A 17890-nucleotide genomic window follows, 5' to 3' on the forward strand; every position below is an offset into this window, starting at 1 on the left:
TAATCTTTGCCATCATCGGCATCTCGTGTTGAATAATTGAGGCACATTTACAACTTTCCATATAAATCATTAATACTTACAGCCAAAGAAACGGTGCTCATCTCCATGCTCTCTATCAAATTCAGCTACAATCATCTTCTTCTTTCGAAAATCTTCTAAATCCGTTTCTTCCACTTCGGACTTATTTATTGTGATAAAATACTGCCCCTTCTCAGCGTCTTTCAAATAGTTATCTACATAATTAACAACTTTAGCCTTTGCCCCTGGATTAGGCTTACAATAAGAACCATCGTGAATTAACAAATCACACCCTGTATTATTATCAATTCGATTAAGAAACAGGGCTAGGTCAAACATGTTTATTTTCATATATAAACGACCATGTGAATTCTCATCAGCAATTTGGCAGCAAATTTTTATACGTCCAGTACTTGATCTCTTCTTTACGTCATTCTCGTAGCTGTAATTTAGAACTCCATCTTCACCATATGCAGCTTGAACAAGGTTTTGGAAATGCGTTTCAATATTTTCAATATTTTCACTATCCCGTAATGCATTTTTCTTCGCTTTTTACAAATCTCTGGAATAGATAGGCCATTTAATTTTGCATCAGTATCTTCATTTTCCAGTCTTTCAATTAGCCACTTAATTAGTATTCCATCAACCTGGTAGAAAACTTCAAAGTCAACTAAGGCATCCGCACTCAACTTACTTAATACAATTTCTCCACTTAATGAGTTATATACCATCTTAGCAATGTTTTCATAATCTTCTTTATAGACTATGCTATTCATCAAACTATCAAGAAAAGCTAATATGTTTCCAGATTTATATGAACTATAATTTTTCCACGCCTGTGGAAGTTCAGAACGAATTGATTTTGATGTGTAAGTAACAAAGAGTGTGAAAATAAATTTTGTTAACGATGGAGATGCATCTGTATAACCAAATGTCTCTTCACACATTTTCCAAAATGGTTCCAGTAAATTATATTTTTCAAACTCTACTAAGTACTTATTCTCTTCTAATTCTTCTTCTGTGATAATTGTTCGAACTATTTCTTCAAAAGAAACAACCTTAGTTTTACATATTACACTCATCAGAGCCGTTTCTATTACATGTTTGTTGAAGTTCTCTATTTCAAGATCATAAAACTTCTGTGTTCTATCCTTCGCAGCAAAGAACTTAATATAGTGCTGTAAAATAGGTTTGTACCTTTCCTCAATTCCTAAATCAATGGCAAGTAACGATGCTCTATCTGCAAAGAATTCTTTTGAATATCGGATTGTGTCCGCCAAATGATTTTCCAGGGAATTAAATCTTCACAGGCAATCCCTTTTATACAGGCTTAAGAAAATCGAAGCCCTTACCAATCGTTCCCTGTCTAATACAGACGATCTGTTTCTTCTGAATCTGAGCATAAGACTCCTGATGTATACTGTCAAATAGAAGGTCTGACAAATAAAATGAAAAAGGGACTGACCCTTTTGATTTTGAGTCACTCCCTTTTAAATCTTTAGTCCGTAATAACTATTTTTTGCCGTTTATTATATCCATGGCTGCTTTTCCCGTCATATGCTCAATTTCAACTTCGACCAGGCATAACCTGGCCCAACTGCTTTCGATTGCCTGCCGGCTTTCCCCGATATAATCAGGCGAATACTTTTGAACTATAATGTCCATAGCATGTTTCCGCTCACTGTCTTCCGTCAGTATCCTTGCTCTTCCGAAAACGATCACACTGCGAAAATGGGTTGTAAAGGCTTCCTGTACCACATCATCTTTGTCTATGACGCAAAAGGTCACTTTGTCATCCTTTTTTATACTGTCGATCTTATGACCTTCCTTTGCACAGTGAAAGAACAGCTTATTATCCTTATAAATATAGCTGACGGGCACGGTATAAGGATAGCCATCATCGCCGTTAACGCCTAATACACCTGAAGTGTGGGCGCTTAAAATTTCAATGGTTTCATTCTCCGGCAACAGTTGTTTTTTTCTTCTCATTTCTCTGAACATTGTTTCACCTCGCTTATTCAAGTACGCCTCGGCGTACTTGCGCGCCGATTTCGTATCTCACGAAGTGAGATAATCTTCCTTACAAAATCGTTCGCATCCGCCGGAGGCTATATCATCAGTGGGGATTGGCACCCGCCACTGATAAATTAATTACCTAAATTCCACGTGCATTTTTTATTAGCTTAAAAGAACACTATTTCACGAAGAATTTAAACTGATACTCCCACATTGTAACATTATTTACCACCACCTTTCAATCTTTTTCAATAAATTATTGATTGCAACTTTGGAGTAAAGATACTTATTAAACCCTGCAAGTTATCCACAGAGCAACACTCGATTTTCAAGATGATATCTTTATTATACCAGACATTTTTCATACACTTCCTTGTACGGATAGTTTTCTGACAAATTCATAATTACAGTTCTTGCGGTTTTAATGATTTTGGCTGCAAGAAATACATACTTCAAACGAAAGGTCTTTATTTGCTGTCTGTATTCTGAAGGCTCTAAGGAATCAATCTTGAACAACAAAAACAGGTTATATGAAAGCATCATCATTTGAAATACCGCTTCATTTGCCCAAAATGATTTAAGTAAAAGATGACCCACCGCCATGTCGTATTTGGCTTCTTTAATATAGTTCTCAGCATTGCCACGTTTTTCATAGGATATAACTACTTTTTCAGAAAGCAATGTAGTGTTTGTCACAAAGAAAAAGTATTCGTACTCAGAGCCTTCTAAAAGTGATATTTGTGCTCTTTCTTTTTCTGGTTTCAGTACGCGAGACACAACAAACCTTCTGTCTTTCTCCCAGTTATCTAATTTTGTAAACAGTTCTGTAGTTTCTCTGCCTTCTTCACCTTTAACGAATACAACCGATGAATTCGTTGCTTGGGATGCAAGCGTAGAATAACTTTTGGCTTTAATTAAATATTTGCAACCAAGAGATTCTATCGTTTCAATAATTTTTTCATCAAAGTAGCCACTATCCATTCGAAATAAAATCTCTAAATCATCTGTTTTGATGTTGGCTACTATTTCTTTGATCATTTCAGATGCACCGTTAGCTGTGTAAGTATTGCCACTTCTTACAAATCCGGTGACGTAGGCTTTTAATTCGTCGCAAAATGCAAACTGGATATTGTAGCATCGGTTTCCTAGTTTCTTGGGATTATATCCTTTTGATGCACCTTCTTGATGACCTTCTACGTTGATTACACTACTATCAATATCAATCGTAATGGATGTCAATTTACTTTTAGTGAGCAGTTTTTTAAAGACTTTAAAATTAATGTCTCTAAACATTTGTGTTGTCTTAAAGGTGAAGTTTCCTAAAAATCGTGACACTGTTTCAGGTTCTTTTACGGAAATATCAAATTCATTAACGAGTGGATCATTTTGAAGGAGCTTTAGACGTTCTAGCTTGTCTATACCAATAAAGTGACCACAGATCATCGTCTTTATATGATTCATCTTGATTTTATTTGTGGAGTCATTATCAAATACGAGGTCATCTTCAACTAGATCAAAAATCTCATTACTTTTTGCGTTCTCAAGGAGAAGAAAAAGACCTGCATTTGATGTTAGATTCTTAGCTGTGAAATCAATTTTATTAATCATAATTTAAACCCCTTTTTCTGCTGCTTTTGTTACTATTATTGTACCATATATCGACTCATAAAAGCTGATAATTCAACACATTTTTGAGCATTTTTCTTTCACCCAATGGGTGAAAGCTGAATTTTGAAGGAACGTATATTTATCAATGCTTTGAGGGTGGTTTATAAAGTACTGACGTAGAATCTCAGTTTCCTTTATACTTGGTTTGGGAAAAGGGGCATATATCAGATAATTAGTAACCTTGTCCTCTCTTTCTAGAAAGTATTTAATGTAAAACTGATTATCCTTTTGTAACTTCAAAATTTTAGCATTCTGAAGTTCTATTGTATCTATATCTAATTCAAATTCCGCATTAGAATCGTACCAAAATACAAGTTTGCGAGCCTCTCCAACAAACTCTGTATTAAGCTTATCTGTAATTTGTTTCAAATTTAGTTCTGCCATTTATTCACCACACCTTACTTTGTACTAGAATATACCCAATATAAGATGCTCTCTAATAATCGCAACATAAATAAAGCATCTTCCTGTGTTGGGTTTTCATTTGTGCCTTCATGTCTATGAGTTCCATAATCAGACATCATTGAATAAATAGTGTAGATTGCTTTTGTCTTTGTAAGCTTTCCGTCTCTATTTTCTTTGAAAAAATCAGCCAAATCATTCTTTTTCAAATCACTATTTAGTGCTTGAGATAGATCTGCAATTGTTGTCGATTCACTTTCACCACTTACTTCATATATCCCTCGCATCCATTTTGCATACTGCTCGGTGCCTTGGTATTTTGTGAAAATCCCCACCAGTGTGGTTCTGCAAGACTCAATTGTAGCCCCAGAATTTCCATCAATAAATGAATCAATCGCACTCTTATATGAAGCAAATACATCACTATACGTTCTTTGAAGCCATGTTTCTATTGAAAATGTTTCAGTTATTGCCACACTTACCGTTGATAGAGCCGGAACGCAACAAATAGTATCATCTTCAATTTTTAGTTCAAGTCCTATCAGACGATACATATTAGCTAAATTATCAAATACTTCATCTGATTCTGATAAAATGTATAAATTGAATGCTTGGGTTAATTGTGATAAAAACTCAATAAGTTTATCTGTTTTATCATATTCAATTAACTTTCTAAATGTACAATCAATCCCCATATACACGTTGTATTCTGGTGCATTATTTTCATAAGTATAACCTTTTGATTCTCTATACCAAAATGGGACTAAGTACTCTTGGAATTTTTCATAAATATCATCCAATCCGCAACACCTATATACTCCCAATAGAAGTCCATGCTTTTTTATGATGATAGATTTCGTATCAAGCAATAATGCAATTCTTGATAATACAACTTTCTTTTCCATTTCATCACCCCCTATATCTTCCCAAGAATATCAAGTTTCTTTCCGTCCTGTCCCGTCTGTACTTTCTCATAGTTTACTTTTACACCATCATCTAAATCAATGTCAATCCGGCTAAGTGCGAGATGGGCTATTTTTTCATCATATTCTTTTGTTTCTTTTAATTGCTTAACTAGCTTTTCTTTTCTCTTCTCTGCTTGAGCAACTTCTTTAGAATTAGATGAATTATCAACCATTTCCTGCATTCGTTCTATTTCATTCATATAAATTTTTTGCATTTTATGCAAATAATCAACACGAACAATTCCTGTTGTATCCTCAGTATAGCGGTGCATATAAACAAGCGCCTTAAAACCATCATTTTTACCACTATCATAAAGCCAATAAATCGGACGCTTTTGATATGTTTTCAAATGATCCTTGTAGAAGTCCTTCAGAAAGTAATTTCGGATAATTTCTCTTGAGGTATTTCCTTTATTGCCAAGAGCACTTGCAATAAAAGCAAGATTATCTTCCAAGGTTTCTTTTCCATAGACCATCTTTACAAATTCAACAAATAATCCCAGTATGTCATCCTCAAAGTACTCTTCGTCAGAAATAGGAATAACATTATCTTTATCTGGAACAAAATCACCATATTTGCCATCGTCCCATTCACCTCCTGCATATATGAGTCCTTCAACATTAAGTGAATATCGCCCAAACATACAACCTACTGCATAAGATATAAAACTCTTTATATCCTTTTGTAAGTCAGCTTGATAAATTGTTATATCTTTATCTTCTACTTGTGGTGTGTGGCAGTCTTGTTGATGAAAATGTGAAAAACGACATTGCTATCGCCCAAAGGCTGAATATCACCGCCGCTACCCTTGAGGGTATCTTAACCGTCAATGGGCAAGGCAGAGAGGAATAGTCGCAGAAAAAATCGTGAAAGGAGGGATTTTTCATGCAGGAAGAAGTGGAACAAAAAACCGTTGCTCTTGTCATCAGTTCAGGCAAGCTCACAGGCAGAGAGCTGAAAAAGGCGATATTGAAATTGCTTGCACACATGAAAAACAAGAAAAACTACCCCAATATTCCACAGGGGAAACAGTCGGTAAAACAGCTTGCAAAGCAAGGGCAAGGCATGACCAGTATTGAAATCACCGACCAAAACATCAAAGATTTTGAGCGAGTGGCAAAAAAGTATGGTGTGGACTTTGCTGTTATGAAAGATAAGCACGAAGTACCGCCGAAATATGTGGTCTTTTTCAAAGGTAAAGATGCCGATGCCATCACCAATGCCTTTAAGGAATATACCGCAGATATGGTGAAAAAGGCGGTTCGACCGTCTGTGCTTGCAGAGCTTAGAAAGTTGGCTCAGATTGTGAAAAACACCGTTGTAGACAAGGTGAAACATAAAAACAAGGAGCAGAGCCTATGAGTAAAAAGATGAAAAAGCTCCTTATCCTTAACATTCCCTACCTTGTGTTGGGGCTGCTGTTTACAAAGCTGCCCGAAGCATGGCGGCACACAAACGGTGTTGATTTAGGGCAAAAGATACTGAATTTGGGTGAGGGATTATCAAGAGCCTTTGAGGGGTACGGTAATGACAACCCCGGTGCTAATGCTCATGTGCCATAAAGTAACACACCGATAAATGCAGACAGCCAACCTCTATTCCGTATAAAATGGCGTATGTGGCATTTCAAATATGTGGTTTAGAAGTAGAAGAAAACTGAAAACCGTATTCCACGATTTGAAAGGATAGAGGTAAATGAGCATGGAAAAAACAGTATATATCACAGAGAAAGAACGGGAAATGTGCTACAAAGTAATTGGTGCGTTTGCGGAACTGTACGAAATGGAAGATGAAGATATTTTAGTGGTTGATGTTGGTAGGTACGGTTTTGTTAAATTGCAGTGCTATACACCGTCATATGGCTTTGAAGAACTTGACACCTATACAGACAGCCATAGTTTATTTGAAGGGCTTTGGGAGGAATGGCTTAGTCTAAATGTGTTTTTACTTGCTAGGGAAATGCAGTTAGACGATATTCTTTATGAGGATTTATTCAATAGTCTGCCAAAGGAAAAACAGTCGGAACTTACCGGGAGAAAAGGCTATTTTGCAAAAAAAGCGGGTATTATTCTGTAAAATGAATTTTGCAGAAAGAAAACGCTCTATGTAGAGGGTAAAAAGATTAGAATGGCTCTGTATATGATAATATGCAGGGCTTTTCTTAATAACCAATATGCTCATTTTGATAAAGACCAAAAGACAAGCATTGTGGAAATGTGCATAACTGGCTATGGAATCATGGATAACTCTATTCACAGCACATGGAAAAGCTAAAGTGTAGCTTTCCTACGTCCTGCAAACAGAGTTACCCACAATTCCATGATACAGCCAGTTATACACATTACGCACAATGCCGACTACTGCGGAATCCAAATCATTTTTTCACAGAACAAGATTTGCTTTTACAGAAAGAGATTATAGGTTGGAATGGAGATAAGGGAACCTGCATAGAGCACAGTGGAAAAGTTGAAGAAACTGATTGAGGAAGAATTTGCCGGGCTTGTGTTTCTGTCTGCTGAAGATATGGAGTAATAACAAATTGGGACATAATGGTATAACTCTTTGTCCCAATTTGTTTATTGTTTAAATTACCCGTATTAGAATTGATATGCTTGCAGAAATCAAATATCTAACATAATTCCTCCCACTGTAATAATACCATACAAATTTTATGAATACAAGACTGTTTATATAAGCTGACACATGCTAAACTAGCCTAGCAATGTTTCAGTAAAACTTTCTTTCATTTTTCAAGGAGGTCATAATCATTATGGGGAATAATCAGACAGAAAAAGCGTTTGAAGAAAAAAGATTAGCACAAACAATCTCTTTAGCCGAGGAACAATTAAAGCAGGCAAAAGAAGCGGCAGACAAAAAAAAATCAGAAATTATCGAAGCCAAAAAAGATGTGCGTGAAAATACAGAACACGGCATTACATCACTGTACACATCAGACGGTTTCGAGGCACTTGTTGAATTAAGCCAATATATCAATCCTGTTACAGACAAAATTATAGATTATGAAGAAGAAGAACATAAAATACTTCTGTTAGAAAAGATGATAAAATCGCCCTATTTTGCCCGAATTGATTTTAAATTTGATGATGAGGACGAATTTGAAAAAATATACATTGGACGTTCTTCTCTACGAAAAAACAGCTATCAAGAGATGTATGTTTATGATTGGAGATCGCCGATTGCCAGTGTTTTCTATCGTTTTATGACAGGCGAAGCGTTTTATGACGCTCCATGTGGACGAGTAACAGGTGAACTCAATTTGAAACGCCAATATGAAATAAAAAACGGAATACTGGAATATTTTTTTGATTCAGATGTTCAGATTGTTGATGAATTTTTAAGGCAATTACTGTCACAAAACACTACTGCTAAAATGAAAGCTATTGTTGAAACAATTCAGCATGAACAGGACGTGGTTATTAGAGATATGGAAAATGACCTGCTAATGGTACAGGGTGTAGCGGGAAGTGGAAAAACCTCTATTGCTCTCCACCGGGCTGCTTATCTTATGTATCAAGGTTTACAAACAAAGCTGTCCGCAAATAACATTATGATTATTTCCCCAAATTCTATATTTGAGCAATATATTTCAAATGTATTGCCCGAATTGGGAGAAGATAATGTTATTTCTTCCGTGTTTGAAGATATACTTAGTGAGTTATTAAATGGCAGGAAAATTCAGTCAAGAAATGATTTTTTAGAAAACTTGATTGTCAATTCAAAATACAAGGAAATTTCAAGAAATAGTATAGAATTTAAAACGTCAAGTTTTTTTAGGGAAATTTTAGACCAATTTCTCATTGATATACCCCGCCAGTGGATAGAATTTGAAGATGTTTATTATGAGGGAAAATGCGTTGTAAGCGGGCAAATTCTAAAAGACAAGATATTAGGAAGACCAGAAACACCATTAGGCATAAAATTAGAACAATTAGAAGATTATATTTTAGAACAAATATTTGGAACAGGAAAAGGGCGGGGGCATAAAGAAGAAAAAAATCTAATCAAGCAGGAAATACAGAAATTTATAAAAATTGACATTGTTGAATTATATAAAATATTATTTAGCAATGAAGCCTATTTTTATAGCCTGCTGCAAAATAGCAATCCGTCACAAAACATAAAAAATATTTGGAAATATACTAAGGAAAATTTGGAAGCAGACAGCTTGTATTATGATGACGCAATAGCAATCGCTTATTTGTATTTAAAAATATACGGAACAAATAAATATAAAAATATTAAGCAGATAGTCATTGATGAAGCACAGGACTACTACCCTCTCCAATATGAAATATTTAATTTGCTTTTTTCTAATGCCAAATTTACTATTTTAGGAGATATGAAACAGACTCTTGCCAAAAAAGAAGATATTTCTTTCTACGAACAAATTCAAAAAATATTGAACAAGAAAAAATCTTCTCTTATTATGTTGGATAAAAGTTTCCGTTGTACGAATGAAATTTTAAATTTTAGTTTAAAGTTCATTGAACAAAGTTCACAGATAAAAAGTTTTAATCGGAATGGCGATAGCCCAAAAGTATATATTGCTGATAATTCCGAAATCTTCATTGATGAAATTGTTAAGGAAATAAAATTATGCCAAGAGAAAGGGTTTCAGTCGATATGCTTAATTTGTAAAACCGAAAAAAATTCAACCTATCTATTTAATAAAATTAAACACAAACTTGATATTCAATTAATTAAAAATGGGAGCGTATCAGATTTACAAGGCGTGTTTATCTTACCAGTATATATGTCAAAGGGATTAGAATTTGATACTGTCTTAATTTGTGATGCAGATAGCCAAAACTACCATGATGAAGATGATAAAAACCTCTTATATGTTGCCTGCACAAGAGCGCTTCACAAACTTAGCTTATTTTGTGAAAATGAGGTTAGCCCGCTGATATAGATAAATTTACAATATATTGAATTGCCTAAATGCCAAACGCAGCGTAAGTGCATATGAACAAAATGATAATAATTAGACAGACCATCTTTCTCTTTTAATGGCATTAAATTGACATTACGCTCTCTATCATATATATTTGTTGCTTACTGTCAAAAACACGACAGAAAAATATAGTTTAAATTCAACGGATAAAAGAGGTAATGAACATGGGGAAATTACTACTGCTGACACTTAACGAACAAGAGGAAACAGCGATTGACAAAATCATATCGGCAATATCTGATTATATACAGATTGAACCCATGCAGATCACAACCGCTTCCGTGTTATCTTTTCCGGGACTGGAAATAAAGCAGAACCAACGCCGGGTATTTCAAGACGGGGAGGAAGTAAGCCTTACCCGCCTTGAATACAGTACCCTTGTATATCTTGCTTCCAACCCCGGCATTGTCCTCACACGGACACAAATATTTGAAGCCGTTTGGAACATGGAAAGTGAAAGCTGCCAGTCAAGCGTTGCAAATGTGATTTACAACCTGCGGAAAAAAATAGAGCCGGACAGCCGCAAGCCCATTTACATAAAAACCGTTTTAGGTATGGGCTACAAGTTTGCTTCCGGGGAATGACAACAGAATAACCGCCGCCCGTTACAGCGGCATACCATGACAGGAAATCAGAAAAGGTTTCCTGTTTTTTTGCGCCAAAAACCGCGCTGATTTTCCAGCTTTGTCGAAAAGTTTTATCAAAAAGTTTTTCAAAACTTTGCCATATTTGCATTTCTCTGCGTAGTAAGGAGTAAAGGGGGAGTTTCGCCGTTTTCTTAGAGCAAGATTCTACCACAGTACCAAATTTCGCTAACCGCTCATTTTGTCCTGCGGGAATCTTGTTGGGGTTGCCACCCCAAGCCCGCCTTTTTGCGGCTTGCGCCGCTTGAAAAAATCCACCCATGAAAGGAGGTCTACAGCCATGAAAAGATACAACACGCCCCACCGACACCGGGTAATCAAAACACGCTTGACCGAGGAAGAATACGCCGAGTTTTCCGAGCGTGTCACCCTCTGCCAAATGAGCCAGTCCGAATATATCAGGCAAGCACTGATTAAGTCACGCATACGCCCGGTCATTACCGTTTCCCCGATCAATGATGAACTGCTCTCTGCCGTTGGGAAACTCACAGCCGAGTACGGCAAAATCGGCGGCAACTTGAATCAGATTGCCCGCTGTCTGAACGAATACGGCGCACCTTATAACGCCCTCTCCCAAGAAGTGAGAGCCGCCATAGCGGAGCTTGCCGCCTTGAAGTTTGAAGTTTTACAGAAAGTAGGTGAAACCGTTGGCAACGTTCAAACATATCAGCTCTAAAAATGCCGACTATGGAGCAGCCGAACAGTACCTAACCTTTGAGCATGACGAGTTTACCATGAAGCCCACACTTGATGAAAACGGGCGGCTTATCCCCCGTGACGATTACCGCATTTCTTCCCTTAATTGCGGTGGGGAGGATTTCGCCATAGCGTGTATGCGCTCCAATCTCAAATACGGCAAGAACCAAAGACGGGAGGACGTAAAGAGCCACCATTATATCATCAGTTTTGACCCCCGTGACGCACCCGACAACGGCTTGACCGTAGACCGGGCGCAGGAGTTGGGCGAAAAGTTTTGTAAAGAGCATTTCCCCGGACACCAAGCGTTAGTCTGCACCCACCCGGACGGGCATAACCACAGCGGCAATATCCATCTGTCATGTGGGCGATAAGCTCTACACCAAAACCCTGCAATTTGGTGATATCAATTATCAGATTGCACAGAACGAGGACAAGACCGCCATTTTTGAAAGTTGGTGCGACTTCCTCAACTACTTTGACAGCACCATCAAATTTCAGCTCACATTCTTAAACACCACAGCGAATACAAAGGACTTTGAAAAAAGCGTGTTCATCGCTCCGCAGGCAGATGATTTCGACAGTATCCGAACAGAGTACAGCGAGATGCTGCACAATCAGCTTGCAAGGGGCAACAACGGACTTGTGAAAACCAAGTATCTGACCTTTGGCATTGAAGCCGAGAATATCAGAATCGCCAAGCCCCGTCTTGAACGCATTGAAAATGACCTGTGGAACGCATTTAAGCGATTGGGTGTGCAGCTTACCTCTCTTGACGGTAAACAGCGATTAAAGCTCATGCACAATATTCTTCGTATGAGTGGAAATGACCCCTTTGCCTTTGAATGGAGTTGGCTTGCACCCTCGGGGCTTAGTACAAAAGACTTTATTGCCCCGTCCTCTTTTGAGTTTAAGGAGAAAGGTACATTCAGAACAGGCGATAAATACGGTGCGGTATCCTTTTTGCAGATACTCGCCCCCGAGCTGAATGACCGTGTGCTGTCCGACTTTTTGGAGATGGAGAGCAACCTCATTGTTACCATGCACATTCAGTCGGTAGACCAAATGAAAGCAATTAAAACTATCAAGCGTAAGATTACCGACCTCGATAAAATGAAGATTGAGGAACAGAAAAAAGCGGTAAGAGCAGGCTATGACATGGACATCATTCCGTCAGACCTTGCCACCTATGGCGGTGAAGCGAAAAAGCTCCTTGCCGACCTGCAAAGCCGAAACGAGCGAATGTTTTTAATCACATTCCTTGTGCTGAATACCGCCGACAACAAAAAGGAACTGGACAATATCATGCTCCAAGCAAGCGGCATTGCCAACAAGCACAACTGCACCCTCATAAGGCTTGATTATCAGCAAGAGCAGGGCTTTATGACTTCACTGCCCCTCGGTAAAAATCTTGTGCCGATACAGCGGAGCTTGACTACCTCAAGCACCGCTATTTTTGTGCCTTTTACCACACAGGAGCTTTTTCAGTCGGGCGGCGAAGCCTTGTACTATGGCTTAAATGCTCTGTCAAGCAACCTCATCATGGTAGACCGCAAGCAGCTCAAAAACCCCAACGGGCTTATCCTCGGTACACCCGGCAGTGGTAAATCCTTTGCCGCCAAGCGAGAAATCACCAATGTATTTCTCATTACCACCGATGACATCATCGTGTGCGACCCTGAGGGAGAATATTTTTCCCTTGTGCAAAGGCTCAAAGGACAGGTTATCAAAATATCGCCCACAAGCAGCCAGTACATTAACCCGATGGACATTAACCTCAACTACTCTGAGGACGATAGTCCCCTTGCCCTAAAGAGCGATTTTATCCTCTCCTTGTGTGAGCTGATTGTCGGCGGCAAAGAGGGATTGACCCCTGTTGAAAAGTCCATCATCGACCGCTGTGTTACCCTTGTTTATGCAGAATACCTTGCCGACCCCGACTCTGCCAAAATGCCGATTTTGGGTGACCTCTACGATGCTTTGGGCAGGCAGGAAGAAAAAGAAGCAAAGCATATCCGTTCAGCTCTTGAAATCTATGTCACAGGTAGCCTTAGTGTGTTTAACCACAGGACGAATGTGGATATTACAAACCGCACTGTTTGCTACGATATTAAGGAGCTGGGCAAGCAGCTAAAAAAACTCGGTATGCTCATCGTCCAAGACCAAGTTTGGAACAGAGTAACCATAAACCGTGCGGAGAAACGCTCCACTCGCTACTATATGGACGAGTTTCATTTGCTACTCAAAGAGGAACAGACCGCCGCTTATTCGGTGGAGATTTGGAAACGCTTTCGTAAATGGGGCGGTATTCCCACAGCCATCACGCAGAACATCAAAGACCTGTTATCCTCTCGAGAGGTGGAGAACATCTTTGAAAACTCCGACTTTGTGTATATGCTCAACCAAGCGGCAGGCGATAGACAGATACTTGCCAAGCAGCTTAATATCTCCCCTCATCAGCTCTCTTATGTGACAGGCAGCGGTGTTGGCGAGGGCTTGCTCTTTTATGGCAATGTCATTTTGCCTTTCGTGGATAAATTCCCGAGAAACACTGAGCTTTACAGCATTATGACTACCAAGTTGGACGAAACCAAGCAAGAGTAAAGGCGGTGTGCGATGAAAAAGCAATCACGGTTACAGTTTACCGAAGAAGAACGTGCCGACCCCACGTTAGAAAAGCCCATAGCAAAGTCTGAAAAAGCGGCGGATAAACTGGAAAAGGCACAGGCGAAAATACCGAAGAAAACAGTAAAAACCAAAGAACGCACCTTTGATGCCGACACAGGAAAAACAAAGGTGCGTTTGCATTTTGAGGAAGTGGATAAGCCAAAGCCACCCTCAAAACTTTCGCATGGCATTAAAAAAGCCCCCGAGAGGGCTGTCCTGTCTGCTGTGCATAAGAAAATCAGTGAAGATGAGCAGGACAATGTGGGGCTTGAAGCGGCACACGGCACCGAAAAGGCAGGCGAATTTGCTGTACATCGTGTCCAAAGTGCCTATCACTCCCACAAGCTGAAGCCCTACCGTACACTGGCAAAGGCAGAGAAAAAGAGCATACAAGCCGATGTGAATGTCCTTTACAAGAAAAGTATTAGGGATAATCCACAGGCGGCAAGTAACCCCATTTCTCGCTTTCAGCAAAAAAGAGCCATTAAAAAACAGTACATTGCCACACGGTACGGGAAAGGCACAAAGGCGGCACAGACTACCGTCAAGACTGCAAAATCAACGGTTAAAAAAGGGGTTGACACAGTATCAAAGGCAGTATCGGCAGTCGCTAAAAATCCAAAAGTATTGCTAATTGTGCTTGCCCTCTTTTTGATGATTGCCTTAATCGCCGGGGTGGTTTCTTCCTGCTCGGTTATGTTTCAAGGGGCGATAACCAATGTGGTATCCACCTCTTACACTTCCGAAAATGAGGAACTCATCGCCGCCAACAACAACTACACCGCACTGGAAACAGCGTTGCAGGCACAGATTAACAACATCGAAAGGGATTATCCCGATTATGATGAGTACCGCTATGACTTAGACACCATAGCACATGACCCCCATCAGCTTGCATCTTACCTTACCGCCTTACTGCAATATTTCAAGGCAAGTGAGGTGCAGGGCGAATTACAGAGGGTGTTTGAAAAGCAATACAAGCTCACACTGACAGAAACGGTAGAGGTACGCTACCGCACCGAAACGAGGACGGACACATGGACAGACGAGGACGGAAATACCCACTCTGACACCTACACTGTGGAAGTGCCTTATGACTATTATGTCTTGAATATCAGCCTAACTAATAGCGGCATAAATGCTATTGCAAACAGCCTGCTCACACCCGAACAGCTTCAAATGTATAATGTCTATCTGCAAACGAAAGGCAATAAACCGCTGCTCTTTGGCGGCGGATCTATTGACGGTAGTCCCTCCACTGATTTAAGCGGTGTTGATTTTGTCAATGGCGAAAGACCGGGCAATCAAAATATCGTGGACATTGCAAAATCACAGGTAGGCAATGTAGGCGGTCAGCCCTATTGGTCATGGTATGGCTTTGATTACCGTGTAGAATGGTGTGCCTGCTTTGTGTCATGGGTGCTTAATCAAGCAGGATATTCCGAGCCTAAGTTTGCAGCCTGTCAGTCACAGGGTATCCCTTACTTCTCGTCCAAAGGGCGATGGGCAAACAGAGGATACAAAGACATTGCCCCGGGCGATGTTATCTTCTTCGATTGGGAGGGCGATGGCAGCTCCGACCATGTGGGTATTGTTATCGGCACAGACGGAAACCGTGTTTACACCGTTGAGGGCAATAGCGGCGATGCCTGCAAGATTAGAGATTATGACCTTAACAGCAGTGTGATTATGGGCTACGGACTTATGAATTAAGGAGGAAACTATTTGAACGCAAAACTGAAAAAAGTGATTTCCGATATGAAGAAAATCGAGGATAAAATCGGACTTTTGCAAGGGAAATGGGAAGAACTGAACAAGCAAAAAACCGAGTTTGAAAACCTTGAAATTATCGGACTTATCCGAGGCGCGAAAATCAGCACAGAAAATTTAACCGATGTTATCACGGCATACCGCAACAAAAGCGGTGTGCCTTTTTCATCTGAAAAACAGGAGGAAAACAAGAATGAAGAAAACTAAAATCCGTATTTTTGCCGCTTTACTTATGACGGTGCTTTGCATGACCGCCTTTTCCACGACTGCCTTTGCAGGCGGTGGCGAGGGTACTACCGAGCCGACACCCGAAGTGACCGAAACACCTACCCCCTCTGTTCCTCTCACTCCCGAGGGCAACTTGACCCTTGTGGACGATGTGGAGCGAACAGACGAGATTGATAAGCAGTTTATCACCGCAGTATCCAAAAATGGCAACTATTTTTACCTTGTCATTGACCGTGCAGGCAAAGAGGACAATGTTTACCTTTTGAACATGGTAGATGAAGCCGATTTGCTTGCCCTCATGGAAGATGCTCCAACCGAGCCTAAAGTTTGCTCTTGCAAGGATAAATGCGAAGTTGGTGCAGTAAATGCCGACTGTACCCTGTGCAGCAATAGCAGAGCTGATTGCACAGGCAAAGCTCCCGAACTGACCGAGCCTGCCGAGCCACAGCCCAAAAAGGGCAAAGGCAACCCGATGGGGATTGTGGCACTTCTTATTGTGTTTGGCTTAATCGGCGGCGGTGCTTTTTACTATTTCAAGGCGGTAAAAAATAAGGAAAAACCGCAGAGCAACCCCAATATGAACGAGTATGATTACAGCGATGAGGATGAGGATGAGGACGAATACGAGCCGACCTCTGAGGAACAGGATGATACTCCCGAAGAAAGTGAGGACGATACCCAGTGAAATATTTTACCGACAGTGCCTATGAAAGAATGATGATGCAAAAGCCCCAGTGTTCGCCGCCCCCTGTCACAGACAGACCGCCGAAAAAGGAGCAGAAAATCCGCAAGCTCATCATTGTGCATGAAAAAAACGAAACCCCAAAACTGCATAAGGAGGGATAACAATATGCAACTTGTCATAGCAGAAAAGCCAAGCGTTGCACAGAGCATTGCAAAGATTTTGGGAGCAACAAGCCGCAAGGACGGTTATACCGAGGGCAACAACTACATTGTTTCGTGGTGTGTTGGGCATTTGGTTGAGCTTGCCCCTGCCGACAGCTACGATGAAAAATATGCCAAGTGGAGGTATGGGGATTTACCCATACTTCCTGCCCTTTGGCAGTACCAAGTTTCAAGCAGTACCAAAAAGCAGTTTGATGTGCTGAAAAAGCTCTTAAATGACAGCCGGGTAGATACCGTCATCTGTGCCACCGATGTAGGACGGATTTTGCGGACATTCAAAATAAAAAAGAATGTGGAGGTAACAGACAATGGCAAAATCATTATTTGAGGAACTGGGCGGCAAATACGAAAGGCAAGGGGATTATTTGATACCGTGCTTAACTGTACCCGCCGAAGAAGAACAGGCAATAGGCATCTGGGGGCAACGGCATTTAGATTATCTAAAACAGTACCGTAAAGTTACATACACCAATCTTCTTACAAGCGGCAGGCTAAACGCCTACCTTGCCGACATCAACAGACAGGCACAGGAACGCTTTGAAAGGCTCATAGAGGGTATGAAACAGGCACAGGGCATAACGGAACAGCTAAAGGCAGAAAACGCCTTAGAATGGACAGGATGCCTCAATAACATAAGGGCTTGTGCGAGGGAGATTGTGGAAAAGGAAATTATTTTTGCATAAACAGATGATTAGTGGCAGGGGGAAATCCTGCCGCTTTTTCTGCTTTAGTTTGTCAGCTTGACAAATAAAGGGTTAAGGAATATAATTAGATTAAGTATTATACAAGGAGTTAATAAATATGCGGCAAGGTATTCTTAAATAAACTGTCAATTTGATAGTGGGAACAAAAAGTAGCAGTCCCGTTTCACTTTTAATATGGGGCTTAGTTTTTTGTACCCAGTTTAAGAATACTTTTATCATGTAATTTTATA

17 protein-coding genes and 5 pseudogenes are annotated in these 17890 nt (G+C 39.9%); 15 read left to right on the top strand and 7 right to left on the bottom strand.

Going from position 1 to position 17890, the window contains the following annotated elements; all coding sequences use genetic code 11:
* Positions 1-69 precede the first annotated feature (69 nt).
* Together ACHZES_RS08510 and ACHZES_RS08515 are read right to left on the bottom strand one after the other, a co-directional pair.
* Positions 70-534 (bottom strand): DUF2326 domain-containing protein, encoded by a 465-nt coding sequence (locus ACHZES_RS08510; protein WP_404820389.1) that lies wholly within the window; start codon positions 532-534, stop codon positions 70-72.
* Positions 468-1298 carry a hypothetical protein gene (locus tag ACHZES_RS08515; protein WP_395548256.1) on the bottom strand — a complete coding sequence of 277 codons (831 nt, stop codon included), beginning with the start codon at positions 1296-1298 and terminating at the stop codon, positions 468-470. The genes ACHZES_RS08510 and ACHZES_RS08515 overlap by 67 nt, the downstream gene beginning before the upstream one ends.
* 58 nt (positions 1299-1356) lie before the next feature.
* Here ACHZES_RS08515 and ACHZES_RS08520 point away from each other — a divergent pair, with 58 nt between their 5' ends.
* A complete protein-coding gene (locus ACHZES_RS08520) occupies positions 1357-1449 on the top strand; it encodes a hypothetical protein (RefSeq protein ID WP_395548452.1) in 93 nt (30 codons plus the stop codon).
* A gap of 81 nt (positions 1450-1530) precedes the next feature.
* On the opposite strand, the gene ACHZES_RS08525 is transcribed toward ACHZES_RS08520, so the two are convergent.
* The 5 genes and pseudogenes from ACHZES_RS08525 to ACHZES_RS08545 form a co-directional block, all read right to left on the bottom strand.
* Positions 1531-2019, bottom strand: coding sequence for a pyridoxamine 5'-phosphate oxidase family protein (locus tag ACHZES_RS08525; RefSeq protein ID WP_395548255.1), 489 nt, complete (start codon positions 2017-2019; stop codon positions 1531-1533).
* Between the two features lie 360 nt (positions 2020-2379).
* Positions 2380-3642: an IS1380-like element ISEnca1 family transposase gene (locus tag ACHZES_RS08530; protein ID WP_031587700.1), complete on the bottom strand. Its 1263-nt coding sequence runs from the start codon at positions 3640-3642 to the stop codon at positions 2380-2382.
* A 180-nt stretch (positions 3643-3822) separates the two neighbouring features.
* Positions 3823-4086: pseudogene (locus tag ACHZES_RS08535) on the bottom strand (BREX-1 system phosphatase PglZ type A); the annotation flags it as partial.
* Between the two features lie 14 nt (positions 4087-4100).
* Positions 4101-5009: a hypothetical protein gene (locus ACHZES_RS08540; protein ID WP_395548254.1), complete on the bottom strand. Its 909-nt coding sequence runs from the start codon at positions 5007-5009 to the stop codon at positions 4101-4103.
* Between the two features lie 11 nt (positions 5010-5020).
* Positions 5021-5815 (bottom strand): annotated as a pseudogene (locus tag ACHZES_RS08545) (restriction endonuclease); the annotation flags it as partial.
* A gap of 140 nt (positions 5816-5955) precedes the next feature.
* Here ACHZES_RS08545 and ACHZES_RS08550 point away from each other — a divergent pair.
* The 14 genes and pseudogenes from ACHZES_RS08550 (at position 5956) to ACHZES_RS08615 (ending at position 17639) form a co-directional block, all read left to right on the top strand.
* Positions 5956-6432 (top strand): PcfB family protein, encoded by a 477-nt coding sequence (locus ACHZES_RS08550; RefSeq protein WP_395548253.1) that lies wholly within the window; start codon positions 5956-5958, stop codon positions 6430-6432.
* Positions 6429-6632, top strand: coding sequence for a hypothetical protein (locus ACHZES_RS08555; protein ID WP_395548252.1), 204 nt, complete (start codon positions 6429-6431; stop codon positions 6630-6632). The genes ACHZES_RS08550 and ACHZES_RS08555 overlap by 4 nt, the downstream gene beginning before the upstream one ends.
* A 139-nt stretch (positions 6633-6771) precedes the next feature.
* Positions 6772-7146: a hypothetical protein gene (locus ACHZES_RS08560; RefSeq protein WP_395548251.1), complete on the top strand. Its 375-nt coding sequence runs from the start codon at positions 6772-6774 to the stop codon at positions 7144-7146.
* A 694-nt stretch (positions 7147-7840) separates the two neighbouring features.
* The gene (locus ACHZES_RS08565; protein ID WP_395548250.1) at positions 7841-10003 is read left to right on the top strand and encodes a HelD family protein; all 2163 of its coding nucleotides are present in this window, start codon (positions 7841-7843) and stop codon (positions 10001-10003) included.
* 206 nt (positions 10004-10209) lie between these two features.
* Positions 10210-10629 carry a response regulator transcription factor gene (locus ACHZES_RS08570; protein WP_173821045.1) on the top strand — a complete coding sequence of 140 codons (420 nt, stop codon included), beginning with the start codon at positions 10210-10212 and terminating at the stop codon, positions 10627-10629.
* Positions 10630-10969: 340 nt separating this feature from the next.
* On the top strand, positions 10970-11365 hold the full coding sequence (locus ACHZES_RS08575) for a plasmid mobilization protein (RefSeq protein WP_404820354.1): 396 nt from the start codon (positions 10970-10972) through the stop codon (positions 11363-11365).
* Positions 11337-11744, top strand: a pseudogene (locus tag ACHZES_RS08580) (relaxase/mobilization nuclease domain-containing protein); the annotation flags it as partial. The gene ACHZES_RS08575 and the pseudogene ACHZES_RS08580, both read left to right, overlap by 29 nt.
* Positions 11740-13989, top strand: a pseudogene (locus ACHZES_RS08585) (VirB4-like conjugal transfer ATPase, CD1110 family); the annotation flags it as partial. The pseudogenes ACHZES_RS08580 and ACHZES_RS08585, both read left to right, overlap by 5 nt.
* A gap of 12 nt (positions 13990-14001) precedes the next feature.
* Positions 14002-15765: a CD1108 family mobile element protein gene (locus ACHZES_RS08590; protein WP_395548246.1), complete on the top strand. Its 1764-nt coding sequence runs from the start codon at positions 14002-14004 to the stop codon at positions 15763-15765.
* A gap of 12 nt (positions 15766-15777) precedes the next feature.
* A complete protein-coding gene (locus ACHZES_RS08595) occupies positions 15778-16029 on the top strand; it encodes a DUF4315 family protein (RefSeq protein WP_395548244.1) in 252 nt (83 codons plus the stop codon).
* Positions 16016-16735 carry a DUF4366 domain-containing protein gene (locus ACHZES_RS08600; protein ID WP_395548242.1) on the top strand — a complete coding sequence of 240 codons (720 nt, stop codon included), beginning with the start codon at positions 16016-16018 and terminating at the stop codon, positions 16733-16735. The genes ACHZES_RS08595 and ACHZES_RS08600 overlap by 14 nt, the downstream gene beginning before the upstream one ends.
* The gene (locus ACHZES_RS08605) at positions 16732-16896 is read left to right on the top strand and encodes a hypothetical protein (RefSeq protein WP_395548240.1); all 165 of its coding nucleotides are present in this window, start codon (positions 16732-16734) and stop codon (positions 16894-16896) included. Before ACHZES_RS08600 ends, ACHZES_RS08605 begins: the two co-directional genes overlap by 4 nt.
* 4 nt (positions 16897-16900) lie before the next feature.
* Positions 16901-17218 (top strand): annotated as a pseudogene (locus ACHZES_RS08610) (toprim domain-containing protein); the annotation flags it as partial.
* A gap of 46 nt (positions 17219-17264) precedes the next feature.
* Positions 17265-17639 (top strand): TnpV protein, encoded by a 375-nt coding sequence (locus ACHZES_RS08615; protein ID WP_001129922.1) that lies wholly within the window; start codon positions 17265-17267, stop codon positions 17637-17639.
* The last annotated feature ends 251 nt before the right edge of the window (positions 17640-17890 follow it).

It is taken from the genome of Lacrimispora sanguinis, assembly GCF_044987295.1.
GTDB classification, from domain to species: Bacteria; Bacillota; Clostridia; order Lachnospirales; family Lachnospiraceae; genus Lacrimispora; species Lacrimispora celerecrescens_B.